Annotated in this window: 24 protein-coding genes; 10 read left to right on the forward strand and 14 right to left on the reverse strand. The window is 65.5% G+C overall.

From position 1 onward, the window contains the following. Nucleotides 1-45: 45 nt before the first annotated feature. Nucleotides 46-870 carry an alpha/beta fold hydrolase gene (locus ACSLUQ_RS10140; RefSeq protein WP_461808491.1) on the reverse strand — a complete coding sequence of 275 codons (825 nt, stop codon included), beginning with the start codon at nt 868-870 and terminating at the stop codon, nt 46-48. Further along, nucleotides 870-1,319, reverse strand: coding sequence for a winged helix-turn-helix transcriptional regulator (locus ACSLUQ_RS10145; protein WP_461808430.1), 450 nt, complete (start codon nt 1,317-1,319; stop codon nt 870-872). Before ACSLUQ_RS10145 ends, ACSLUQ_RS10140 begins: the two co-directional genes overlap by 1 nt. Before the next feature lie 131 nt (nt 1,320-1,450). On the opposite strand from ACSLUQ_RS10145, the gene ACSLUQ_RS10150 reads away from it, so the two are divergent. Together ACSLUQ_RS10150 and ACSLUQ_RS10155 are read left to right on the forward strand one after the other, a co-directional pair. Further along, nucleotides 1,451-2,311, forward strand: a complete 861-nt coding sequence (locus ACSLUQ_RS10150; protein WP_461808431.1) for an SDR family oxidoreductase — start codon at nt 1,451-1,453, stop codon at nt 2,309-2,311. A 77-nt stretch (nt 2,312-2,388) separates the two neighbouring features. Then, entirely contained in the window at nt 2,389-2,688 is a 300-nt protein-coding gene (locus ACSLUQ_RS10155) for an Rdx family protein (protein WP_417773727.1), read from the forward strand. Nucleotides 2,689-2,739: 51 nt separating this feature from the next. Here ACSLUQ_RS10155 and ACSLUQ_RS10160 read toward each other — a convergent pair whose 3' ends face one another. The 3 genes from ACSLUQ_RS10160 to ACSLUQ_RS10170 are packed head-to-tail and all read right to left on the reverse strand — an operon-like array spanning nt 2,740 to nt 3,961. Then, the gene (locus ACSLUQ_RS10160; protein ID WP_461808432.1) at nt 2,740-3,123 is read right to left on the reverse strand and encodes a carboxymuconolactone decarboxylase family protein; all 384 of its coding nucleotides are present in this window, start codon (nt 3,121-3,123) and stop codon (nt 2,740-2,742) included. Next, nucleotides 3,120-3,551: a MerR family transcriptional regulator gene (locus ACSLUQ_RS10165; RefSeq protein WP_461808433.1), complete on the reverse strand. Its 432-nt coding sequence runs from the start codon at nt 3,549-3,551 to the stop codon at nt 3,120-3,122. Before ACSLUQ_RS10165 ends, ACSLUQ_RS10160 begins: the two co-directional genes overlap by 4 nt. Beyond that, a complete protein-coding gene (locus tag ACSLUQ_RS10170) occupies nt 3,551-3,961 on the reverse strand; it encodes a nuclear transport factor 2 family protein (protein WP_461808434.1) in 411 nt (136 codons plus the stop codon). The genes ACSLUQ_RS10165 and ACSLUQ_RS10170 overlap by 1 nt, the downstream gene beginning before the upstream one ends. A gap of 179 nt (nt 3,962-4,140) precedes the next feature. Between ACSLUQ_RS10170 and uvrB the strand changes: the two genes are divergently transcribed. Beyond that, nucleotides 4,141-6,981: an excinuclease ABC subunit UvrB gene (gene uvrB / locus ACSLUQ_RS10175; protein ID WP_461808435.1), complete on the forward strand. Its 2,841-nt coding sequence runs from the start codon at nt 4,141-4,143 to the stop codon at nt 6,979-6,981. Between the two features lie 76 nt (nt 6,982-7,057). After that, nucleotides 7,058-7,378, forward strand: a complete 321-nt coding sequence (locus ACSLUQ_RS10180; RefSeq protein ID WP_461808436.1) for a PAAR domain-containing protein — start codon at nt 7,058-7,060, stop codon at nt 7,376-7,378. Between the two features lie 161 nt (nt 7,379-7,539). Here ACSLUQ_RS10180 and ACSLUQ_RS10185 read toward each other — a convergent pair whose 3' ends face one another. From ACSLUQ_RS10185 to ACSLUQ_RS10200, 4 genes are all read right to left on the reverse strand, one after another. Further along, complete coding sequence (locus ACSLUQ_RS10185) at nt 7,540-8,124, reverse strand: LOG family protein (RefSeq protein ID WP_417773733.1); 585 nt, start codon at nt 8,122-8,124, stop codon at nt 7,540-7,542. Nucleotides 8,125-8,127: 3 nt separating this feature from the next. Further along, nucleotides 8,128-9,519: a dipeptidase gene (locus ACSLUQ_RS10190; RefSeq protein ID WP_417773734.1), complete on the reverse strand. Its 1,392-nt coding sequence runs from the start codon at nt 9,517-9,519 to the stop codon at nt 8,128-8,130. A gap of 177 nt (nt 9,520-9,696) precedes the next feature. Beyond that, nucleotides 9,697-11,778 (reverse strand): inverse autotransporter beta domain-containing protein, encoded by a 2,082-nt coding sequence (locus tag ACSLUQ_RS10195; RefSeq protein ID WP_461808437.1) that lies wholly within the window; start codon nt 11,776-11,778, stop codon nt 9,697-9,699. A gap of 474 nt (nt 11,779-12,252) precedes the next feature. After that, complete coding sequence (locus ACSLUQ_RS10200; protein WP_417773837.1) at nt 12,253-13,812, reverse strand: helicase HerA-like domain-containing protein; 1,560 nt, start codon at nt 13,810-13,812, stop codon at nt 12,253-12,255. 169 nt (nt 13,813-13,981) lie between these two features. Between ACSLUQ_RS10200 and ACSLUQ_RS10205 the strand changes: the two genes are divergently transcribed. From ACSLUQ_RS10205 to ACSLUQ_RS10215, 3 genes are all read left to right on the forward strand, one after another. Next, complete coding sequence (locus tag ACSLUQ_RS10205) at nt 13,982-14,356, forward strand: DUF2267 domain-containing protein (protein ID WP_417773736.1); 375 nt, start codon at nt 13,982-13,984, stop codon at nt 14,354-14,356. Nucleotides 14,357-14,467: 111 nt separating this feature from the next. After that, nucleotides 14,468-14,875, forward strand: coding sequence for a DUF4332 domain-containing protein (locus ACSLUQ_RS10210; RefSeq protein WP_417773737.1), 408 nt, complete (start codon nt 14,468-14,470; stop codon nt 14,873-14,875). Nucleotides 14,876-15,271: 396 nt separating this feature from the next. Beyond that, the gene (locus ACSLUQ_RS10215; protein WP_417773738.1) at nt 15,272-15,871 is read left to right on the forward strand and encodes a superoxide dismutase; all 600 of its coding nucleotides are present in this window, start codon (nt 15,272-15,274) and stop codon (nt 15,869-15,871) included. Nucleotides 15,872-15,977: 106 nt separating this feature from the next. On the opposite strand, the gene ACSLUQ_RS10220 is transcribed toward ACSLUQ_RS10215, so the two are convergent. Next, nucleotides 15,978-16,340: a hypothetical protein gene (locus ACSLUQ_RS10220; protein ID WP_417773739.1), complete on the reverse strand. Its 363-nt coding sequence runs from the start codon at nt 16,338-16,340 to the stop codon at nt 15,978-15,980. Between the two features lie 323 nt (nt 16,341-16,663). Here ACSLUQ_RS10220 and ACSLUQ_RS10225 point away from each other — a divergent pair, with 323 nt between their 5' ends. Next, nucleotides 16,664-16,873 (forward strand): YgaP family membrane protein, encoded by a 210-nt coding sequence (locus ACSLUQ_RS10225; protein ID WP_461808438.1) that lies wholly within the window; start codon nt 16,664-16,666, stop codon nt 16,871-16,873. Nucleotides 16,874-17,005: 132 nt separating this feature from the next. On the opposite strand, the gene ACSLUQ_RS10230 is transcribed toward ACSLUQ_RS10225, so the two are convergent. After that, nucleotides 17,006-17,572, reverse strand: a complete 567-nt coding sequence (locus ACSLUQ_RS10230) for a DUF3833 family protein (protein WP_461808439.1) — start codon at nt 17,570-17,572, stop codon at nt 17,006-17,008. 94 nt (nt 17,573-17,666) lie between these two features. Beyond that, entirely contained in the window at nt 17,667-19,832 is a 2,166-nt protein-coding gene (locus ACSLUQ_RS10235) for a S9 family peptidase (RefSeq protein WP_461808440.1), read from the reverse strand. A 247-nt stretch (nt 19,833-20,079) separates the two neighbouring features. Here ACSLUQ_RS10235 and clpS point away from each other — a divergent pair, with 247 nt between their 5' ends. Continuing rightward, nucleotides 20,080-20,388, forward strand: a complete 309-nt coding sequence (gene clpS / locus ACSLUQ_RS10240) for an ATP-dependent Clp protease adapter ClpS (RefSeq protein WP_417773743.1) — start codon at nt 20,080-20,082, stop codon at nt 20,386-20,388. A 52-nt stretch (nt 20,389-20,440) separates the two neighbouring features. On the opposite strand, the gene ACSLUQ_RS10245 is transcribed toward clpS, so the two are convergent. Then, complete coding sequence (locus ACSLUQ_RS10245; protein WP_417773744.1) at nt 20,441-21,118, reverse strand: haloacid dehalogenase type II; 678 nt, start codon at nt 21,116-21,118, stop codon at nt 20,441-20,443. 419 nt (nt 21,119-21,537) lie between these two features. Between ACSLUQ_RS10245 and ACSLUQ_RS10250 the strand changes: the two genes are divergently transcribed. Further along, nucleotides 21,538-22,395, forward strand: a complete 858-nt coding sequence (locus ACSLUQ_RS10250) for a branched-chain amino acid aminotransferase (protein ID WP_417773745.1) — start codon at nt 21,538-21,540, stop codon at nt 22,393-22,395. A 77-nt stretch (nt 22,396-22,472) separates the two neighbouring features. Here the strand turns inward: ACSLUQ_RS10250 and ACSLUQ_RS10255 are convergent, their stop codons facing one another. Further along, nucleotides 22,473-23,666: a YbfB/YjiJ family MFS transporter gene (locus ACSLUQ_RS10255; RefSeq protein WP_461808441.1), complete on the reverse strand. Its 1,194-nt coding sequence runs from the start codon at nt 23,664-23,666 to the stop codon at nt 22,473-22,475. Nucleotides 23,667-23,742 lie beyond the last annotated feature (76 nt).

Genomic DNA, 23,742 nt, shown 5'->3' on the forward strand with positions numbered 1-23,742 from the left:
CGAGATCAAAGGCGGCGGATCTTTCGGGCGATTTGGGCCGGGCCCTCAGACGTCGAGACGCGCCAGGAACGCGGCGATGGCGGCGACAAGTTCGGCCTCGCGCATGCGATGCAGCATGTGTCCGGCCCCGGCCATCAAAAGCAGCTCCCCATGCGCGCCCGCAATGCGGCGGGCGTGGGCGGGTGAGCCGTACTCGTCGTCGACGCCATGGATGGCGAGCAGCGGACAGGTCACCTCCGCAAGAGCCGCATCCAGTGTCCAGTCGGCGAAGGCCGGATCGAGCCAGGTGCGGGTCCAGAATTCGACAACGAAGCGGGCCTTGTCGCCATGATGGCGCGCAAGCCGGGCGAGGCTCTCGGGCGTTCGGAACACCGCCTCCGCCGCGCGCACCCCCTTCAGCGTGCGCTCCTCGACAAAGGACTGGGCGGCAATGGTGACCAGCGCGGCGCATGCGCCGCGCATCCGAGCCGCCGTTTCCACGGCCATGCCCCCGCCGACGCTGTGACCGCAGGCGACAAAGCGGCTGAAGCCGAACGCCTCCTGCAGCAGCGGAACCGTATCGAGGCCCTCACGGGCGATGAAGTCGAAGCCGGGCCGATGATGCAAGGGATCCGAGCGGCCGAACCCCAGCCGGTCAAAGGCGATGATCCGCCGCCCCGTTGCCATGGCGAGCCGTTCCGGAAAGCTCTTCCAGAGCGCGACACAGCCAAGGGATTCATGAAACAGAATGATCGGCGCAGGCCCTCGCGCGCCCGTCGACCCGAGCGCCTTCGAGGCCCACTCGCGCGCGAAACGGTGGGCTCCGTTCGGGCCGACCCTCCTGTCACGAACCCAAACGCCCTCCGCGACGATCCCCTCTCCTGCCCCCATCACTCCGCCGCCTCGCAAGGCCGGACGCGCGCCTGCGCCTCGGCGATGCGGGGCATGTTGACCTCGATCCAGTCGGCAAGTTCGCGCACGCGCTCGCCCGCCTCGCACCCGAGCTCCGTGAGGCTGTATTCGACATGCGGCGGCACCACCGGATAGGAGCGGCGCGCGACCAGCCCGTCGGCTTCCAGCAGCTGCAGCGTCTGCGACAGCATCTTCTCGCTGACGCCCCCGACCTTGCGCCGGAGTTCGGCGAAGCGGAAGGTTCCCTCGCTCAACCCGAGAAGAACCAGCACGCCCCAGCGGCTGGTCGCATGCTTGAGAACCTCGCGCGAGGGACAAGCCACGCTGAACAGATCCCCCCGGCGCATCCGCTCCGACAGCGGCAGAGGCGCTTCGTCCTGGAAGCCAGGCGCGGGCGCTCCCGTCTTCCCGGCGTTCTCTTTCGTCATCCGCGTCTCCTTTCGGTGGCACGTTCCGGAGGAAGGCCATCTTTTTAAACTAACCTTTTTGTGCGTACTTACAAATCGAAAGTACCTGCTTCATATGGGGTGTATCGACGTTGCCCGAAAGGAGCTTTTCCATGATCGCAGTAACCGGCGCCAGCGGCGCTCTCGGACGCCATGTCATAGATGCGCTGCTCGAGACCGAAGCCCCCTCCTCCATCCGCGCCATCGTCCGCTCGCCGGAGAAGGTCGCAGACCTTGCCGCACGCGGCGTCCAGGTGGTGCGCGGAGACTATGACGCGCCCGAAACGCTCGGCACGGCGCTCGCCGGGGTCGACAGGCTGCTCATCATTTCCTCAAGCGAGATCGGCAAGCGCACGCCGCAGCACCGGGCGGTGATCGAGGCGGCGAAGGCGACCGGCGTCGGCTTCATCGCCTACACGAGCCTGCTCCGCGCCGACACGTCCCCGCTCGCTCTCGCAGAAGAGCACGTCGCGACGGAGACCATGCTGGCGGAGCTTTCCGTGCCGGTCGCGATGCTGCGCAACGGCTGGTACCTTGAGAACTTCCATTCGGCCATCGTCTCCGCCCCGGAGCTGGGCGCAATCGCCGGCGCCTCGGGAGAGGGACGCATTTCCGCGGCCTTGCGCGCCGACTACGCGGCCGCCGCCGCCAGCGTCCTGCGCGATCCGCCGACAGCGCAGACGGTCTACGAACTGGCCGGCGATACATCGTTCACCCGCGCGGAACTCGCCGCGGAAGTGGCCCGCCAGTCCGGCAAGCCGGTCGTCTACAACGACATGTCGCAGGCCGAGTATGCTGCCCTGCTCATAAAGGTCGGCCTGCCGGAGGGCTTCGCCGCGATCCTCGCAGATTCCGATGCCGGAACAGCGAAGGGCGCGCTCTTCAGCAACGACCGGACGCTGTCGCGCCTCGCCGGCCGGCCGACCGGCACGCTGGCGGCAGCGGTCGAGACGGCGCTCGCCTCAGCGCAGTAATCCGCCGGACATGATAGACAAAAGCCGGCGCGGAGAGTTCCCGCGCCGGCCTTTTCCTCTTGTGAGCCTATCCCATCATGACCGAGACACCCGGCCCCGCCCTGACGATCACCTACTGCCGCCAGTGCGGCTGGATGCTGCGCGCGGCGTGGATGGCCCAGGAGTTGCTGTCGACATTCTCGGAGGAGATCGGCTCCATCACCCTCGTTCCCGCGACCGGCGGCACCTTCACCATCACATGCGACGGACAGCCCGTCTGGGACCGCAAGACCGACGGCGGCTTCCCGGACGCCAAACACTTGAAACAACGCGTCCGCGACCTCGTCTGGCCTGACCGCCCGCTGGGGCATTCAGACGGTCACAAGCAGGAGGAGTGAGCGGGAGAAGGCAATCCGCATGAGCCACATTTCAGGACATTGACGGACGGTCTATCCGCCATGGTCCACGGCCTGAAAGACTTCCTGGGCTGCGTTGAGGCCGTTGATGGCGGCGGGCAGGCCGCCGTAGACGGCCATCTGCCAGATCGCCTCGATGATCTCCGTACGGCTGGCGCCGGCGGCGAGCGTGTGTTCGATGTTGATCTTGAGTTGCGGGCCCGTCTGGCCACCCAGAACCGTCAGCGCCGCTACCGTGCAAAGCTGGCGTGTCTTCAGATCGAGTCCTCCGCGCGCATAGTGGCGGCCGTAGGCCCATTCGATCAGGCTCTCGGCGAAGCCCGGGAGCAGATCGTCGTAGCGCTCGGCGAGCACGGCTTCGAGGTCCGGGTTCAACCGCGCGGCGAGGTCGCGCCCTTTATCCAGCGCGGCGCTCATGATGCCCTCCCCCGATGACCTGCCGCGGACGACAGCGCCTCGCTGAGCGGCGTGACCGGGTCATCGACCTCTCCGCTCTCGATCCGGCGATAGAGATCAACCTTGTCATCGAGCAGCTTCAGCGTTTCGCCCAGGCGGTCCAGATCGGCCGCGACCTTTTCGCGATGCCGCTCCAGCATCTCGCGGCGTTCGCGCACCGAGGCAACGCCGGGGTGGGTGCGCAGGTCCGCGTAACGCAGTCGGTCGCGCATGCCGAGCCCGGTCGCCTTCAGCCGGTCGAGGAAATCGAGCCAGCCGAGGATCGCCGTGTCGTAGATCCGCCGCCCGCCAGAATCACGCAGAGGCGCGGGAATGAGCCCGATCTTCTCGTAGTAGCGCAGGGTATCGACGCTCAGGCCGGTCCGCTGTGCAAGGTCACCGATCATCATCACGCAGCCTCCGCCGTCGACACCCCGAAGGCCGCTTCCAGTCGGGCCGTGTCCTCGAAAAACAGATAGTGCTCGATCTTCCCGTCGCAAAGCCTGGCTCGCAAGGCCCAAGTGGACACGAACAGGCGTGCGGTGTGGCGAACACGGTGCCGGAAGTGCCCCGATGCGAAGCCGAGCTGTGGGCTTTCCAGAAAGTCCTCGACCTCGAAAGCCTCCGTTTCGAAGGCCGCGCGCAGCTCTCCAAGGAAGGCCCGCATCCCCTCCCGCCCGCGATAGGTACCGTAGATCGGCAGGCGCGGATCGGATGTCGCGCGAACCCCGACGATGGTCGCGTCCGCTGCGATGAAGGGCAGAACCCTCTCCGCATCGCCGCCCGTCAGGGCCGAGAAAAACGCTTCAATGACGCTCATGGAGCTGTCTCCTGTTGGAACCAGCTTCGGACCCTGGGAGCTGGAGCGCGCTCCAGGTCAAGAGGAAAATTTCAATCAGCCTCCTCCTGACACCGTGCTGTCAGCATGTCTCGCCTTTATGGCGGACAAATGCGGAACGCGGGGTTTTCGCGCGCCGGGTTTCGGACCATATTGCGGTCATGGCCAAGCGACCCTCCTCCCCGTCCCGTTCCGCCCCTGATTCCGAGACCCGCGACGCCCGCGACGAAGCCGGCCCTGCGGGCTTCGGCGAGGCACCGCAGGCCGCTTTCGAGGGCGCGCCGTTTTCCGGGGGCGTGTCCGACTGGGCGCGGCAGATCGAGGAGGACACCGCGGCCGGAGCGCAGAAGCCCGCGGGCGGCAAGAGCAAGACGGCGAAACCCGCCCGCTCGGCGCGTGGCACCTCCATGGGGGCGACCAGCGATCCGCGCGAGCGCGCCGCTGGCGGCCTGAACCCGGTCTCCGGGCTCGACATGAGCCTTGAAGAGGCCGAAGCACTGCTGGCCAAGCAGGTCGCGGAGAACAAGAAGAAGCGGAAAGGCAAGGGCAAGGCGGCCGCGCCGGTGATGTCCGACGGCACCACCGGCCACACGGCCACCGTCGAGGCGCTTTCCGCGCTGATCGAGAGCGGCAACCCGCTGCACAAGAATGGCGAGGCCTGGGTGCCGCACCGCCCGTCGCGGCCGGAGAAGTCCGAAGGCGGCGTGGAGATCAAGCTCGTCTCTGAATACGAGCCGAAGGGCGATCAGCCGACCGCCATCGCCGATCTCGTCGAGGGGCTGTCGGCCCAGGACAAGACGCAGGTGCTGCTTGGCGTCACCGGCTCGGGCAAGACCTACACAATGGCGCAGGTGATCGCCCGCACCCAGCGCCCGGCGCTGATCCTGGCGCCCAACAAGACACTGGCGGCCCAGCTCTACGGCGAGTTCAAGAGCTTCTTTCCCAACAACGCCGTCGAGTATTTCGTCTCCTACTACGATTATTATCAGCCGGAGGCCTATGTCCCGCGCACGGACACCTACATCGAGAAGGAAAGCTCGGTGAACGAGCAGATCGACCGGATGCGCCACTCGGCCACCCGGGCGCTGCTCGAGCGCGACGACGTGATCATCGTCGCCTCGGTCTCGTGCATCTACGGTATCGGCTCGGTCGAGACATACACCGCCATGACCTTCGCGCTGGAGGTCGGAGAGCGCATCGACCAGCGCCAGTTGCTCGCCGATCTCGTGGCACTGCAATACAAGCGCAATGACGCCGCCTTCCAGCGCGGCACCTTCCGCGTTCGCGGCGACACGGTGGAGATCTTCCCGGCCCACTACGAGGACCGGGCCTGGCGCGTGTCGCTGTTTGGCGACGAGATCGAGACGATCACCGAGTTCGATCCCCTCACCGGCCAGAAGCAGGCCGAGATGAAGTCGGTCAAGGTCTACGCCAATTCGCACTACGTGACGCCCAAGCCGACGCTTGCCCAGGCGGCCAAGTCGATCAAGAGCGAGATGAAGCAGCGGCTTGAGGAGCTCAACGCCCACGGCCGGCTGCTCGAGGCGCAGCGGCTGGAACAGCGCACCCTGTTCGACCTGGAGATGCTCGAGGCGACGGGCTCCTGCGCCGGCATCGAGAACTACTCGCGCTATCTCACCGGGCGGGCGCCGGGCGAGCCGCCGCCCACCCTGTTCGAATACCTGCCCGACAATGCCATCGTCTTCGCCGACGAAAGCCACGTCACCATTCCGCAGATTGGCGGCATGTACCGGGGTGACTTCCGCCGCAAGGCGACGCTGGCGGAATATGGCTTCCGCCTGCCGTCGTGCATGGACAACCGGCCGCTGCGTTTCGAGGAATGGGATGCGATGCGGCCCCAGACCGTCTGCGTGTCGGCGACACCGGGCGGCTGGGAGATGGAGGAGGCCGGCGGCGTCTTCGCCGAGCAGGTCATCCGCCCGACCGGCCTCATCGACCCGCCGATCGACATTCGCCCCGCCACATCTCAGGTCGACGACCTGCTCGGCGAGGTGCGCGAGATGGCGGCGAAGGGCTACCGCACGCTGGTCACCGTGCTGACCAAGCGCATGGCCGAGGATCTCACCGAGTATCTGCACGAGAACGGCGTGCGCGTGCGCTACATGCACTCCGACATCGACACGCTGGAGCGTATCGAGATCATCCGCGACCTGCGCCTCGGCGCCTTCGACGTGCTGGTCGGCATCAACCTCTTGCGCGAGGGCCTCGACATTCCCGAATGCGCGCTGGTCGCCATTCTCGATGCCGACAAGGAAGGCTTCCTGCGTTCCGAGACTTCGCTGATCCAGACCATCGGCCGTGCGGCGCGAAACGTCGACGGCAAGGTGATCCTCTACGCCGACCGCAAGACCGGCTCGATGGAACGCGCCATCGCCGAGACCAACCGCCGCCGGGAGAAGCAGGAAGCCTACAACGTGGAGCATGGCATCACGCCGGAGAGCGTGCGCCGCACCATCGGTGACATCCTGCAGTCGGTCTACGAGCAGGACCATGTGACGGTCGAGGCCGGCTACGCCGAGGACGGCAATCTCGTCGGCCACAACCTCAAGGCCCACATCGAGGATCTGGAAAAGAAGATGCGCGAGGCGGCCGCCGACCTCGAATTCGAGACCGCCGCGCGCCTGCGCGACGAGGTCAAGCGCCTGCAGCAGACGGAGCTGGCGCTCTCCGACGACCCGCTGTCGCGCCAGTCCGCCGTGGACGGCAAGACAGGCGGCTACAAGGGCGACAAGAAGTACGGCGCAAGCGCCAACATGCCGACGAAGTCAAAGGCGCGGAAGAACACGCTCGACGAGATGACCGTTGGCCGGACGGAAGTGCCGCTTGCCTCGGGACCCCTCCCGGCCAAACCCGGCGGAGCCCCCGAGGACGACGCGAAACCACTGGTGCGGGGCAAGATCGGCACAGGGTCCTACGAGGATCCGGCGGACGAAAAGCGCCGCCGCGGCCGCTCGAAGAAGAGTGGTCGCCCGGGGCAGTAACAAAGCTCACCACGGATTCGCCAGGCGGGCATATCGCGATATTGTTCATGCGGCCCGGCTGGGGCAGACTCGGCGCATGAAGATGCTTGTGATCTGCCCTCTCCTCCTCGTCGCCGCGCTTGTTGCCCCTCCAGCACGCGCGCAGCAGATGCCGACCTGTGCCACCGGCGGAGCATCGTCGGTGATTATCAACGGCAAGCCGGCCCTGCGGCTTTCGGATGTGGCGAGTTGCCCGCTGGGGATGTTCGAACCAGTTGCCGGCGTTTCAATCGAGGGCGAGCCGGCGGTGCGTCTGGTGGCGCCACGCGAAGGCTGCATCGGCGGCGGATCTGCGGATGTGATCATCGGCGGCGCACCCGCCGGCCGCGCCGGGGACGTTACCTGCCTGCCGAACTAGCACCGGGATTCCTCCCCGCCGCATTGGCACCATGCCGGCGAGGCCCGCCCGGTGGCTGGGCGATGTCAAAGCGCCACTGCGCGGGATTTCATCCGCGCCGACGCCCAATGATGACCGGGGCAGACAGGTGAACGGGGGCGCGCGGGGGCGCCCCCGGCATCTCATGTTTCGGAACGCTCGATCCACTTGGGCGTTTTCGGAGCCTCATAGGCGGCGAAGGCGGCAAGCAGTGCCTCGGGCTTCTCCTCGACCAGAACCATGTCGCGCATCTCGGCGCGGACAAAGGCCTCGTCCCGTTGCTTGTCGAGGAATGCCAGCAAGCCATCGTAGAAGCCCGCGACGTTGAGGAAACCGCAAGGCTTGCGATGATAGCCGAGCTGGCCCCAGGTCCAGATCTCGAACAGTTCCTCCAGCGTGCCGGCACCGCCAGGCAGGGCGATGAAGGCCTCCGAAAGATCTGCCATCTTCGCCTTGCGCTCGTGCATCGATCCGACGACGTGCAGCTCCGTAAGGCCGGTGTGAGCGAGTTCCTTTTCCTGCAAGGCCCGGGGCAGCACCCCGATGACCTCGCCGCCGGCGGCGAGCGCGCCATCGGCGACCGCCCCCATCAACCCGACCTTCGCTCCGCCGTAGACGAGGCGGCCACCGGTGCGGGCAATCGCCGCTCCGGTCGCGCGCGCCATCTCCTCATAGACCGGAAGCCGGCCCATGCTGGAACCGCAGAAAACGCAGACAGATACAGCCACAGGTCAGCCCTCTGCCAGTTCGGCAAGCACGCGGGCCCAGGAGCGGATGCCCTTGTGGTAGCTGGACATGTCGTATTTCTCGTTGGGCGAATGCACCTTGTCGTCATCCAGGCCAAAGCCAATCAGCAGCGAATCCATGCCGAGCATGGTCTTGAAGTCGCCAACGATCGGGATTGAACCGCCGCACCCGATCAGCGCCGCCTCGCGCCCCCATTCGTCGGCCAGCGCCTTGCGGCCCTTGTTGAGCGCAGGGCTGTCGAAGTCGAGGCGCAGCGCCGGCGCGCCGCCGTGCTTGGAAAAACTCACCGTGCAGTCGTCCGGCAGGTGCTCGCGCACATGGGTGCGGAAGGCAAGCCGGACCTGATCCGGGTCCTGATCACCGACAAGGCGGAACGAGACCTTGGCATGGGCCTGGGACGGGATCACCGTCTTGAAGCCTGCGCCTGTGTAGCCGCCCCAGATGCCGTTGATCTCGCAGGTCGGGCGCGTCCAGATCTGCTCAAGAGCCTTGCGGTCGGTCTCACCGGCCGGGGTCTCCAGGCCGACACCACCGAGGAAGGTGGAATGGTCGAAGCCGAGCTTGTCCCAGAGCGCCGTGACGTCCGCCGGCATCTCGATGACCCCATCGTAGAAATGCGGCAGCGTCACCCGGCCGTCCTTGTCGTGCAGGCCGTCGAGGACCTTGACCAGAGCGTGAATCGGATTGAGCGCGGCGCCGCCGTACATGCCCGAATGCAGATCGCGGTTCGCCGCCGTGACGGTGATTTCCTCGCCGACGAGTCCACGCAGCATGGTGGTGATGGCCGGTGTCTCGCGGTCCCACATGCCCGTGTCACAGACCAGGGCCAGGTCGAGCGACAGCTCGTCCTTGTTGGCCTCGAGGAAGGGATGGAGCGAGGGCGAACCGGATTCCTCCTCGCCCTCGATCAGGATCGAGACCGAAATCGGCAGGCCGTCTGTCTCGGCAATCCAGGCGCGTGCCGCCTCGACGAAGGTCATGAGCTGGCCCTTGTCGTCCGCCGCGCCACGCGCGACGATGACCTTGGACCCGTCCTCGCGGGTGGCGATCGACGGCTCGAAGGGATCGCGCTCCCAAAGCTCGAGCGGGTCGACCGGCTGCACGTCGTAATGGCCGTAGAACAGCACATGCGGGCCGGGCTTGCCCTCATCCTTGCGGTGACCGACGACCATCGGATGGCCGTGCGTGTCGCGCACCTCGGCGGGAATGCCGATCGCCGTCAGCTCCCGGGCGAGCCAGTCGGCGGCGGCCCGGCAATCCGGCTTGAAGGCGGGATCGGTAGAGATGCTCTTGATCTTGAGCAGATCGAACAGGCGGTCGAGGGAGGCGTCGAAGTCGGCGTCGATACGGGAGAGAACCCGGTCGAGATCGGACATGGAAGAAGGCTCCGGAGTGATTTTTGCGAACCTGCGCGGCGAACGGCGCAAAGCTGTGGGAGCCAAAGATGGCCACAGTTCTTCTTCGGAGGCAAGCCGGACACGCCAACGGCCCCCCGAGAGGTTCGGGAGGCCGCTGGCCGCGGGGAAGTCGCGCCGCCCCGAAGGGCGACACGCTCAGAAGTTGCTCGCCTCGACGCAGGCGGTGGACACATTCGCCCCGTCAATCGCGGTGCCGTTCACCGAGAAGACGTTACCCGCCGCCTGGTTCAGCGAGGTCGCCATGTAGGGCGAGCGGCCGCAGGGAACGTCGGTGCCGGTGGTGGTGATACCGCCGTTGAGATTGCTGAAGGCGCCCATCATCCAGAAGCCGGCATTGCCCGCCTTGTCGATCGTGACGTTCTCGAATTCCAGGTTCTGCGAGGCATTGAGCATCTGCATGAGCTGGATGCCGATCAGATCCACATCCGAGATGGCAATGTTGCGGAAGCTGGAGTCGCGCACCTCCTGCACCATCATGCCGCTGTTGGTGGCGCCCGCGATCACCAGGTTCTCGAAGGCATAGCCCTTGTTCGATTCAGAACCGACGATGATCGAGCCGTCGCCACTGAAGCCGCTGATGTTGATGCCGCTGCGCTTGCCGGCATTGGTCACCGCACCGAGGCCGGTCAGGCTGGAGTTGCGGTAGGCAATGTCCCCCGAGGCGACAAAGGCGACGCCATCGGCGCCCGTGCGCTCGATGTTGACGCCGTCGAGCTCGGCGTTGTGGACATAGTGGAAGACCACCGCTTCCTTGCTCGTGTTCGACAGGTTGACGTTGGTCAGCACCAGATTCTCGGAAACATTGGCGAAAACGCCCATGCCGACCGTGTCGGCGGTCACGTCGCTGATCGTCGCACCATCAACCCGGTTGAGGCGGATGGCCACGCCCTTGACCGTCGAGGTCGGGTTGAAGTTGCTGAAGCCGTCCGCGCCGGAGAAGCTGACGTTTGAGAAGCGGACGCCGGAAATGGTGAGGTTGGAGGCGTTCTCGACGTTGATGCCCCCCGACCCAACGTCGGTGATGGTCAGGTCGGCGAGCGTGACATTGTTCGCTCCGTCCGCATTGACCGCCGTCCGGCCGCCGGACAGGGTGAAGCCCGTCAGGCGCGCGCCCTCGGCCATCTCGAAGATGTCCGTCGTCGTGCTCGTGCCGTTGATGCGGGTGTCGCCGACGCGCATCGTACGGCCGGTCAGCGGATTGCGCACGTTGAAGGCACCCGCGACACGCTGGCTTGCCGTGAGGCTGATCGTGCCGGACACATCGATCCGCTCGCCCGCGCCATAGACAAAGATCTGCTTGGCCGCACCGGCGGTCTCGATGTCCTGCTCAAGCGTCGCGCTCGAGGCATCGAGGATCTCGAGGTTATCGAGGGCCGTCCCGGTGGCGGCATCGATCCCGGTCACGGCATCGCCAAAGGCGCCGGCCTGCGTCACCACATCGACGTCGCGGACCACGGTCTCCGTCATCCGCATCTCCAGCGGCGTCAGGTTCGAGCCGCCGTTGACGCCGAAGACACGCTGCAGCGGCAGGCGCAGGCGCGCACCGAAGAAGCCCTGGTTGCCGCGGGGCTCGTCATATTGGTACTCGGCAAGCAGGCTGACGCGGCTGCCTTCGAACAGCACGTCGTCGATGCGGTACTCGGCGCGCACGCGCGGCCCCCAGACCGTCTCCGTGCGATCCTCCCAGAAAGCGTAGCCGCCGCCGTAGATCCAGAACTGGTCCTTGCCGTCGGCGGTGAGCTGGAGCCCCTTGAGAAGCGCGCCGGCTTCCGCGTCAAACCCGCGCATGGCCCGCTCCTGGCCCTCGCGCACGGCGATCGCGCCCGAGCCGACCGCGACGCTGTCATGGGAGGCGAGCGTCTGGCGGGTCTTGCCAACCGGCAGATAGGCGTTGGCGCGCAGCGTCAGGCTTTCGGTCATCGCCTCGGCACCGAGCGTGATCTGCTTGAAGTGATTGTTGTACTGGGACCGGCGATAGTCAAAGAAGCCGTAGGCGCCAAGGATCCACCGGTTGTCGATGATCTGGCGAATGCCGAGACCGGCATTGAGCTCCTGCGAACCCTGCTTGCCGAAGGCGCCACGGATATCCGTGTAGATCAGCCTGTCGAAGGTCTGGAACAGGGGCACGAAGAGCGAGGTCTCGCCAATGGCCGTCTTGGTGCCGACCTTGCCGCCGACTTCCAGATGCGCGCTCCATTTGGCACCCTCGTCCGCCATTGCCGGCAGACCGAGAAGAAGCGGCGAGCAAAGAGCCGTCGCCTGCAGGAAGCGGGACCGCGCACCGCTCGTGCGGGCGCGTCGGGGGGCGGTGTGTCGTCTTGTGTCAGCGTTTCTGGTCATGGTGGCGCAGGGCGGCACTCCGGCAGGCGAGCGACAGGATAGCCCTGCCGTCACGCCGGATGCGCGCACGGTTTCCGTGATTAGCATTGCAGGATTTACGGAGGTGGCCTTGCGTCTCTGGCTAGGTCATTCCGAGCGGTTCCGCGCGGCCCGTCGGACCGGCGATGCGCCACGGATAGAAGATCAAAAAACATGAGTCAATGACTCATGATTGTAGCTTTTCCATTGTATTAAAAAGATAAATCGCGTCGCTATATCCGTTTGGACACAAGCCTTACAGAACGCAGCGTCAATTGCGAGCGCAGACAGCCATGCCCTCTCCCACGGCTGCCCACGTTTTCCCCACCCTTGTCAAAACCCGCGTTTCAGGGACCCCATGATACCGCGAACCAGCGCCCGTCCGAGAGCCGAGCCGACGGAACGGGCAACGGACTTGGCTGCCGTCTCGACGACGGAATCGGAGCGCGAGCGACGCGTGGGCGCACGCGAGCGCCGAGGCTTGGGTGTGTCGTCGCGACCGAAATCCGGTATCGAGAAGCCGGAGCGGGTGCGCTTCGTCGTCCCGCGACGCGCAACCTCCTGTTCCTCGCGCATCTGCTGGCGTTCTTCCAGCCGCGCGGCTTCCTCGGCCCGCCGCTGCAGCACCTCGAAGGCCGACACCCGGTCGATGGGATCGTCGTAGATATGCGCCAGCGGGCTCGCGGCAAGGATCTCGCGCCGCTCCGCGTCGCCAATCGGTCCAAGCCGCGACGACGGCGGGCGAACCAGCGTACGCTGCACGATGGAGGGGATGCCCTTGCCTTCCAGGGTGGAGACCAGAGCCTCGCCGACACCGAGTTCCATGATGACCTGGCTGGTGTCGAGATCCGGGTTGGGACGGAACGTCTCGGCCGCCGCCCTCACCGCCTTCTGCTCGCGCGGTGTATAGGCGCGCAGCGCGTGCTGGATGCGGTTGCCGAGCTGGGACAGCACCGTCTCGGGCACATCGAGCGGATTCTGCGTGACAAAATAGACGCCGACGCCCTTGGAGCGGATCAGGCGAACCACCTGCTCGACCTTCTCGAGCAGCGCCTTGGGCGCCTCGTCGAAGAGCAGATGCGCCTCGTCGAAGAAGAAGACCAGGCGAGGCTTCTCGGGATCGCCCACTTCGGGCAGTTCCTCGAAGAGCTCGGAAAGCAGCCAGAGCAGGAATGTCGCGTAGAGGCGCGGCGCGCCCATCAGCTTGTCGGCAGCCAGCACCGACACGACGCCGCGCCCATCGCGGGTCGTGCGCATCATGTCGCGGATGTCGAGCGCCGGCTCGCCGAAGAACGCTTCTCCGCCCTGGCGCTCAAGCACCAGAAGCTGGCGCTGGATCGCGCCGACAGAGGCCTTGGACACATTGCCATAGACCCGCGACAGTTCCGAAGCCCGCTCCGCCACATGGGCGAGCAGCGATTGCAGGTCCTTGAGATCGAGAAGCAGCAAGCCCTCGTCGTCGGCCAGCTCGAAAGCGACGTTGAGGACACCTTCCTGAGTCGGGTTGAGATCCATCAGGCGCGACAGCAGCAGCGGCCCCATCTCGGAGACCGTCGCGCGGATCGGATGCCCCTTCTCGCCGAAGATGTCCCAGAAGATCGTCGGGAAGTCCTCGTAGACATAATCGGCCTCGAACCCGATCTGGCGGGCGCGCTTTTCAAGGAAGTCCTTTTCCTCACCGGCGGCCGCGATGCCGGAGAGGTCGCCCTTCACGTCGGCGCAGAAGACGGGAACGCCGGCACTGGAAAAGCCTTCGGCCAGGATCTGAAGCGATACGGTCTTGCCCGTGCCGGTGGCGCCCGTGATCAGCCCGTGCCGGTTGGCCAGCTTGAGCGTGAGGTATTCCGGCTTCGTAGAGCCGCCGATAAAGATCTTGCCCGCGTCTTCCAGCATCGCACTCCAGCCCCGACAGCCCGGCACGCGCCCGGACTTCTTCCGCACGGCCCGCTCCGGCCGGCCGCTCCTGTCATGTAACGTGCCGCAGGGGTTGTGTATAGCTGTTGTGGATCGGCCCGCGCTGGTGTCAGATACACGAATTCATATCTTGATTCTGGAGGATCGAATGGACGAAATCATCAGCCGCATCGCCTCGGCCGCCGGCATCAGCGAGGATGTTGCGCGTGAGGCCGTCACGATTATCCTCAACTTCCTCAAGAAGGACGGCCCGCAGGAGCAGGTGGACAAGGTGCTTGCCGCCATGCCCGGCGCCGAGGCACTCGTCACCGAGGAAGAGCGCGGCGGCGGCATGCTGGGTGGCATGTTTGGCGGAGCCATGGGCGCCATGGGCGCGCTCAACAAGCTCAACAGCGCCGGCCTCGACATGGGCGAGATCCAGACCGTCACGCGCGAACTGGTGAAAGTGGCGCGCGAACACGCCGGCGACGAGCTGGTCGACAAGGTCATCGATGGAATTCCCGGCCTCGGCCAGATCGTCTAGGCACGGGCGAACAAGGAACAGGCAGGGAGCGGCGGCGCGCCGGGGCAACGCGCGCCGATCCGCAGAAGGTCCGTCAATCATGGTCCAAGGACCGGCACCACGGAGAAGAAGATGTCCTATTCCATCGACGAGATTGAGGGTATTGGCCCCGTCTATGCGGAAAAGCTGACCGCGATCGGGATCAAGACCACAGCAGCCTATCTGGAACGGGCCAAGGATCCCAAGGGACGCAAGGCACTCGCCGAGGAAACCGGCATCGATGACAAGCGCATCCTGAAGTGGGCGAACATGGCCGACCTGATGCGCATCAGCGGCGTTGGCGAGGAATATTCCGAGCTGCTGGAAGCCGCGGGCGTCGACACGGTCAAGGAACTGAAGCACCGCAACGCCGCGAACCTGGCCGCCAAGATGAAGGAAGTGAACGAGGAGAAAAAGCTCGTTCGTCAGCTTCCGAGCGAAAGCGCGGTCGAGAAATGGGTGGAGCAGGCGAAGTCGCTCGACCCGATGATGACCTACTGACGCGACCTGGCAAGGGCGCCCGGGTCAACCTGGCGTCTTTGCCCTGCTGTCGACTGAAGCTGTTCCAAGCACCGGCGTCGGCTGTGTTTTTGCAAGGCCTCCCCATTTCACGCGAGAGTGCCTTGCCGCCGCGACGTCCCGGCCGATCCATACGGGAAATTCCGCTGGCACCCGTTGCCGTTTGCCGGTCAGGTGCCTATTTTCCCTTGTGAGACAGGCATCCGCGACACACGCTCGCGGCGTCGCCGCTCTGGCCCGCCAGCCGCCTCACGCGGCACGGGTCATCTCAATTAACTCGCGCAGGTGAACGGCTGCGCGTGCCCGCCGCACTTGCGGGCCGCCGAGCCGCGCTCGCCCTGCACATCGAACTGCCCGACTTACTCGGAGGACGTCACTATGGCTTTTGAACTCCCGGATCTTCCCTACGCCTATGATGCGCTTGGCCCCTACATGTCGGCTGAGACGCTCGAGTATCACCATGACAAGCATCATCAGGCCTATGTGACCAACGGCAACAAGCTGCTCGAGGGATCGGGTCTCGAGGGCAAGTCTCTCGAGGACGTCATCAAGGAGAGCTTCGGCAAGAACGCCGGCCTCTTCAACAACGCCGCGCAGCACTTCAACCACATCCATTTCTGGAAGTGGATGAAGCCGAATGGCGGCGGCACCAAGCTTCCGGGCACCGTTGCCTCGAAGATCGATTCCGATCTCGGCGGCTATGCCAAGTTCCGTGAGGACTTCCTCGCCGCCGGCGCCGGCCAGTTCGGCTCCGGCTGGGCCTGGCTCGCCCTCAAGGACGGCAAGCTGGAAATCATGAAGACGCCGAACGGCGAGAATCCGCTGGTCCATGGCGCTGCGCCGCTGCTCGGCGTCGATGTGTGGGAGCACTCCTACTACATCGATTACCGCAACGCGCGCCCGAAGTACCTCGAGGCATTCGTCGACAACCTGATCAACTGGGAGTACGTCGAGGAACTGCTCCAGAAGGCCTCCTGATCAGGTCCGCCCGGCACGCAAAGCCGGAGCACGCAGATAGAAAAGGCGGGACCCAAGGGTCCCGCCTTTTTCGTATCTACCAAGCAGTCCTGCCGAAGGCGCGCGATCACGCGCCCTTGCGGCAGGACTGCGTGAACACCTGCAGGAAGTAGCCCGACATATAGGTGAGGAATGCCTGGCACTCGGCCTGGGTCTTGAAGCAGCCTTCGCGCGAATACTGGCTCACGCGAAGGTCCACCTGCTTGCGCCCGCCGATGAGGCCGCGCCAGACGTTCTGCGCCCCGTATTTCTGCGACATCGCCTTGCAGTCGTATTGGGTGCCGTAGGTCTGGGGCACATAGGCCGGGTCATGGGTCGGCGCGAAAAGCAGGTCGGACAGGATGCCGGCGTTGGCCGGCACGGCCTGCGCGGCGGCAAGGGCGACGGCAAGACAAAGGGCGGTCGACGTCCTCGACAGGCGGTTTCGCATAGTGGCCTCTTCTGGTCTGTTCGTTGGGCAAGGTGCCCGGCCGCGTGCCGGCGCCTCATGAGGTGATCCCGCGCTTTCACGAGCCTTCCCGGCATTTTTCAAACTAAAATGCGGCGGGAGAAGGGGGAAATCGCATGCGACAGCCTAGCGCCCATCCCTTTCGGCAATCTTATCGCATGAGGCAGGTTTCGAAGGGTCCATACTGTTTTCGCCGCCTCCGCACCAATACCGATGCGCTTGAAATGATTTCATTTAATCATTATATTCGAAATATAGAATTCACTTATGCGTTGTCACGCCCTCGCCAAGGAAAGAGATCCATCATGTCCCTCGTTACCAGCAATGTCGGCGGTGTCGACCGCGCTCTCAGGATCGTGGTCGGCCTGGCGCTGATCGCGTTCGCACTGTTTGGCCCGGCGGATATCGCATGGAAATGGGTCGGCTTCATCGGCGTCGTGCCGCTGGCGACCGGGCTTTTTCGCTGGTGCCCCGCCTATACGCTCTTCGGCATCAAGACCTGCAGCACCAGCTGACCGGCACCCGGATGTGAACCGGATCCGGAGAGATGTGCCAGCCGCGAGCCCCATGCGGATGGCACGAGGACATTCCGGACCCGGAAAGCGGGCGGAGCGCCATGCTCCGCCCGCTTTCTTTGTTATACCGGCTCACGGCTTGTGGAAGGTGACCTCTACCATTCCGATCACGAAGCCGTATTTCATCACATTGGCCGTGTTTCGCACCGTCTTGCGGTCGACCTGCGTCAGCGTGTCGTAGAACCGCAGCGCGACGGGGCCGTCGGCGGTCTCGACCGTTGCAGGATAGTCGAAGCGTAGCCGAGAGCCGCCCGAGCGGATGTTGACCGGCGTCAGCACGTCGGACCGCGAGGCGATATAGCGGTCGGCCGCGACCTTTTGAAAGAACCAGACCTTCGTGTCCCGCTCGCCATCGGCGTAGCGGAAATCCTCGCGCAGACGCAGGGTGAAGGTCTTCGCGTTCCAGGTACCCCGGGTCACCACGGTGAAGGGACGCCTGACGCCGGCAAAGTCGCTGACAAACACGCCTTCACCCACCGTCCGACCCTGGAAGAATTCCTCGAGAACCAACGGACGGGCTCCGGCGGCCGAGGCGGCGCTCGCGGCGATCAGGGAGAGAACGAAGACCGCGGCAAGCACGGCGAACCAGGCGCGCACGCTTCGTCGCGCGGCTTCCTGGCAGAAGACGAGAACAGGCATCGACGGTCTCCCGGATCGCTTGAGGGACAGAGGCGGCGTCATCGCACCGCCTCTTCCCTTTCCTACGCGCCTGAGCCCATCGTGGATTGCTTCTTCAGCCCGCCCGGCCCGCGACCTTCAATGCGAAGGCATAGACGAGGGCCACTTCCTTCAGCCGGTCGAAGCGGCCGGAGGCTCCGCCGTGACCGGCTTCCATGTTGGTCTTCAGGTAGAGCGGCGCCTGGTTGGTGCGAAGCTCACGCAGGCGGGCGACCCACTTGGCGGGCTCCCAGTAGGTGACGCGCGGATCGGTCAGGCCACCAACGGCAAGGATCGGCGGGTAGTCCTGCGCGGCGACATTGTCGTAGGGCGAATAGGCCGCGATCGTGCGGTAGTCCTCCAGCGAAGCGAGCGGATTGCCCCATTCCGGCCATTCCGGCGGGGTCAGCGGCAGGGTCTCGTCGAGCATCGTGTTGAGCACGTCGACGAAGGGCACTTCCGCGATAATGCCGCCAAAGGCCTCCGGCGCCATGTTGGCCACCGCGCCCATCAGCATGCCGCCGGCGGAACCACCCTGCGCCACGATCCGGTCGGAAGAGGAGAAGCCCTCACTGGCGAGATGCCTTGCGGCGGTGATGAAATCCCTGAAGGTATTTTCTTTCTGCGCCCGTCGCCCGTCCTTGTACCAGCGAAACCCCTTGTCCTTGCCGCCGCGCACATGGGCAATGGCATACACAAAGCCGCGGTCGACCAGCGAGAGGCAATTGGTGTTGAAGCTCGCAGGAATGGTAATGCCGTAGGAGCCGTAGCCATAGAGAAGGCAGGGTGCCGACCCATCGAGCGGCGTGTCCTTCCTGTAGATGAGCGACACGGGAACCGTCTCGCCGTCGGCGGCCGGCGCGTGAATGCGGCGCGTGACATAGTCGCCCGCGTCATGGCCGGAGGGCACTTCCTGGGTCTTGCGCAGCGCTCGCTCGCGCGTCTCCATGTCGTAGTCGAAGACCTGCGCCGGCGTCGTCATCGACGAATAGGAAAAGCGGATGCGGTTGGTGTTGAACTCGTAGCCATCCGACAGACCGAGCGAATAGGCCTCCTCGTCGAAGGAAATGGCGTGTTCCAGGCCGTCGGCAATGCGCCGGACGACGATGCGCGGCAGGCCGTCCTCACGCTCCAGCCGCACCATGTGCTTGGCGTACACAGTGTGCGACAGGATCAGCCGCCCGCTCCGGTGTGGTACCAGGTCCTGCCAGGCATCGCGCCCCGGGTTCGACAGCACAACTTCGGCCGCGGCCGTTGCGATGCGGAAGTCCTCCGCGCCATCGGCATTGGTCAGGATGTAGAGCGTGCCGGCACCGTCATCGTCGACCGTGTATTCCGTGCCGGTCTCGCGCGCAGCGACCAGGCGCGGCTCGGCGGTCGGCGTGTCGGACGGAATCAGCCAGGTTTCCGACGTTTCGTGATCATGGATGTCGATGCTGATGAACCGGCCCGACTGGGTCTTGCCAACACCCATGAAGAAGCCCGCATCCGCCTCCTCGTAGACGAGAACGTCCTCGCTCGTCGGCGTGCCGATCTCGTGGCGGAACAGCTTCGAGGGCCGGTGATTGTCGTCAAGCCGCACATAGAAGACATAACGTCCGCAGGCGGACCAGACGCCACCGCCGCCGGTGTCCTCGATCACGTCGTCGAGGTCGCGACCGCTCTTCAGGTCGCGGATCTTCAGGGTGAAGAACTCCGAGCCCTTGTCGTCATAGGCCCAGGCGAGCCTGCCATGATCGGGCGCGTGCATGGCGCCGGCAAGACGGAAATAGGCTTTCCCCTCGGCCTCACGGTCACCGTCGATGAGGATTTCCGCACCCGCGCTGGCATCCTCGCCGAGCCGGTCGCGCTCGATGCGCACCAGCCGCGGATGCTGGCCTCCGGCCACGTAGGAAATGCCGTAGGCAAAGGGGCCGTCAGGCATCGGAACGGAGCTGTCGTCCTCCTTGATCCGGCCTTTCATCTCGGAAAACAGCGTGTCCTGAAGGACCTGTGTGTCGGCCATGGCGGCTTCGAGATGGGCGTTTTCCGCCTCGAGATAGGCACGGATCTCCGGATCGAGTGTTTCCGGTGCGCGCATGACCTCCTGCCAGTTGCCGGCGCGCAGCCAGTCGTAAGGGTCCTCGCGCGAGATGCCGTGGATCTCGTGGGTGACCGGGTGCTTGCGGGCCTGCGGAACGGCGCTCTCGGAAGCGGCGTCGGGACGGGCGGCGGACGTTGGGGAGGCTGTGTCTTTGAGCATGGGGCGGAATTAGTCATTCGCGGGACGTCTGGCAAGGGCTGGCGGTGATGCTGCGGCGCAAGACAGGATGCACCCCAATCCGATCTGTGCTATTGCCTTGCCCGAAGAGTGGGTGGCGTCCTGCGCACGCAGAACGGCCGGCCCCTCCAGCACCCGAAGACCGCGGGGAGCCCGACGCGGGCACCTCCAGCAAGAAGCGAGCGGTTCGCGCGCGCCCTGAAGGCCGCACCGCTCCGGAGCCGCCGCCATGAGCGACCGAAACACCACCACGCTGAACCCGGAAGCGCGCACCCGCGTCGAGCGCCCGCGCCTCTACAAGGTTCTCCTGCTGAACGATGATTTCACGCCGCGCGAATTCGTCGTGGCCGTGCTCGCGGCCGAGTTCCGCATGAGCGAGGACGAGGCGGCCCGCGTCATGATCACCGCGCACCAGCAGGGTGTCTGCGTCGTTGCCGTGTTCCCGCGCGACGTCGCCGAGACCAAGGCCTCGCGCGCCTCCGACGCGGGCAAGGCCAACGGCTTCCCGCTGCGCTTCGAGACCGAACCGGAAGAGTGAACCGGGCAACCGCGGCCTGCCAGCGCGGACGGGTGGTCGGCAGAGGAGCGGATCAGGCCAGCGCGAGCAGGCCGTTCAGATCGTTGAGCACCGCGGCGGGCGGCAGGTCGGCGTATTCGTCAGCCGCGCCTGCACGGTTGATCCATACCGTGCGGAAACCGAACGCTGTCGCTCCGGCAACGTCCCACCGGTTCGAGGACTGGAAGGAGACCGTCTCCGGATAAATCCGGAAGTGATTGGTGACGATCTCATAGACGTCCTGACTGGTCTTGTAGGTCTTGAGCAGATCGACCGAGAAGACCTCGTCAAGCAGATCGCCGATACCGGCGGCGCTCACGGCGGCTTCCAGCATCGCCGGCGAGCCGTTCGAAAGGATCGCCAGCCGGTGGCCGTCATCCTTCAGCCGCTTGAGGACGGTCGGCACCTCCTGATAACAGTCGAGCTTCCAGTAGGCCTCCAGAAGCCGGGCCCGCAGCGCATCGTCGCTGTGGCCGACGATCGACATCGCCGTATCGAGCGCCTGTTCCGTCAACGCCCAGAAGTCGAGATAGCGGCCCATCAGCGCCCGGGTCCAGGAATACTCGAGCTGCTTCTCGCGCCAGATCGCGGACAGCCTCTGCGCCTGCGGAAGATCGCCCGCATGCCGTCGCACCGCGGCATGAACGTCGAAAAGCGTTCCATAGGCGTCGAAGACATAGGCAGAGATCGGGCGGGCGGCGGTATGCGACATGAGAGGTCCTTGGCGGGAAAGCCGGTTTTCCGGAAACCGTCGCAGAGTGACCGCGCGCAAGTCGCGAAGTCAATGGCCCAGTCCCGCCAGCAACCAACACCTGTTTGTGAAATCGCCCGTCACGGCGCGGGATGGCCCCCCATCGTCGGCAACGCCCCTACAGACGAAGCAGGCCCCGCGCCAGCCGAGCCCTTCCTTGAAGAACCGCCGTGCTTGCGCGACATCGGATCCGCCGAGGGAAGGGCAGGAAAAATTCTCCTCGCGGTATGGTGTTTCACGCCCCTGTGAGAGCCATGCAAGGCGACTTGAAAAACAATCCATTCGTTTTTCCACCGGATGGGGGCAAACGCTTGACCTTGCCGGCCTAAGGGCGTTCGATCCGTTTCACGAAATGACCTCGCAACGGATCGGAGAAGAAGATGGCCGAGTGGTCGCAGACCTGGAACTGGATCGACGGTGACTGGATCGAGGGCAACGCCCCGATCATGGGAACCCGCAGCCATGCAGCCTGGCTGAGCTCCAGCGTATTTGACGGCGCGCGCGCATTCGAGGGCGTGACCCCGGATCTCGACCTGCACTGCCAGCGCGTGAACGATTCCGCCCGCGCTCTCGGCCTGAAGCCGACGATGCAGGTCGGGCAGATGATGGAGCTGGCTCGGGAAGGCCTGAAGAAGTTCCCCTCCGACGCCGCCGTCTACATCAAGCCGATGTACTGGGGCGAGACCGAAGGCATCGGCACCATCGCCGCCGATCCGGAGGGAACGCGCTTCGCGCTTTGCCTGTTCGAGGCCGGCATGGCGCCGAAGGACACGGCGATCAGCCTGACGCTGTCGCCGTTCCGCCGGCCGACGCTGGAGACCATGCCCGTCAACGCCAAGGCCGGATGCCTCTACCCGAACAACGCGCGCGCCATCGTCGAGGCGAAGTCGCGCGGCTTCGACAATGCCATCGTGCTCGACATGCTCGGCAATGTCGCGGAACTGACCACGGCCAATGTGTTCATGGCCAAGGACGGGGCGGTGCATACGCCGGCGTGGAACGGCACCTTCCTGAACGGCATCACCCGCCAGCGCACCATCAAGCTGCTGCGCGATGCCGGCGTCGACGTCTACGAGCGGACGCTCGGCTATGGCGACTTCCTGGACGCCGACGAGATCTTCTCCTCCGGCAACTACTACAAGGTGGTGCCGGTCAAGCGGATCGAGGACCGGGAGATGCAGCCGGGCCCGATCGCGGCGCGCGCGAAAGAGCTTTACTGGGACTTCGCCCACGGCTGAGCGTGGTCGCGGCACCGGGACAACAACAAGAAGAGGCGGGCGGAGAAATCCGGCCCGCCTTTTTCCTTGATGGAACCTCAGGCGCGTTCTGCGAAGGGCCCCACGAGAAGCGCGGCGAGAAGAAGCACCGCCGCCGCCCCGAGCGAAGGCCAGTAGAAGCTGCCCGTCGCATCGGCAATCAGTCCGGCCAGCGTCGGCCCCACCATCTGGCCGACGCCGAAGCAGGCGGTCATGACCCCAAGCAGGCGGCGCGGGTCACCGGTGGACAGGCGACGCGCCTCGACGAGGCCGAGCGACGTGATGCCCATGAAGGTGCCGCCGAACAGGATGGCGGCGATCGCAAGGCCCGCCACGCCGGGAACGAGCACGCTTGCCGCGATACCGATCGCCTCGAGAACACAGGCAAGCGCGAACCCGCGACCAAGGCCGATGCGAGCGGCAATACGCCCCCACACCCAGACCGAAATCGCTGCCGAAAGGCCGACGGCGGCCCAGGCCGGTGCTTCGAACGGAGCAAGGCTCTCGGAGGCGCGCAGGATGCTTGTCAGGAAGGTCGCCGTCACGACATAGCCGATGCCGAAGAGCCCGTAGGCGAGCGCAATGCGCATCAGCGCCGGCGGAATGCGCGCATGGGAGCCGCGCTTCGTGCCTGCATCCGCTCCCACAGGGACCGGAGCCCGTGCGGCCTCCGCTTCCGCGCGCATGCCGGGCGCCAGACAGACCCATGCCCCGCAGCAAAGCGCGAGCGAGAGCAGTCCCGAGCCCCCCCACAGCCCGCGCCAGTTCCCTCCTCCGTGCGCAAGGCCGCCCACGACAACCGCCGAGAGGGCAATACCGATCCCGACGCCGGCAAAATGCACATCGCCAAGCTTCGCGTTACCGCCGGCGGCCAGGTTCTCCAGCACGAAGGTCGAGGAAAAGACCAGCACGCCGGCGCTGGCCAGACCACCCAGGAAGCGGATCGCGGCAAGGAAGACAACGCCATCGTCCAGCGCCATCATGCCGGTCGTCAGCACGCTGCCGGCCAGGCCGACAGCAAAGCCTGCCTGGAGATGGCGACGGGGAAAGGCGGTCGCGCCGAGCGCGCCCAGAAGATAGCCGAGGAAGTTTGCGGACGCGACGAAACCGCCCTGGGCGGCGGTGAGCGGTATCGTCTCCGCCATATAGGGAAGGATCGGTGTGAGAACGAAACGACCGATCCCCATGGCCGCCGCAAGGCACAGGAAGCCGCCCATCGCGAGACGGAAGGGCGAGACTGCCGGGTTTGTCATGATGCGAGAAAGCTCCCGTAGTCGCCGGCGGGCGCCGACAGCCGGATGGTTGGCCTGCAGACTAGAAGGGATTTTG

This window comes from Stappia sp. ICDLI1TA098, from assembly GCF_054880955.1.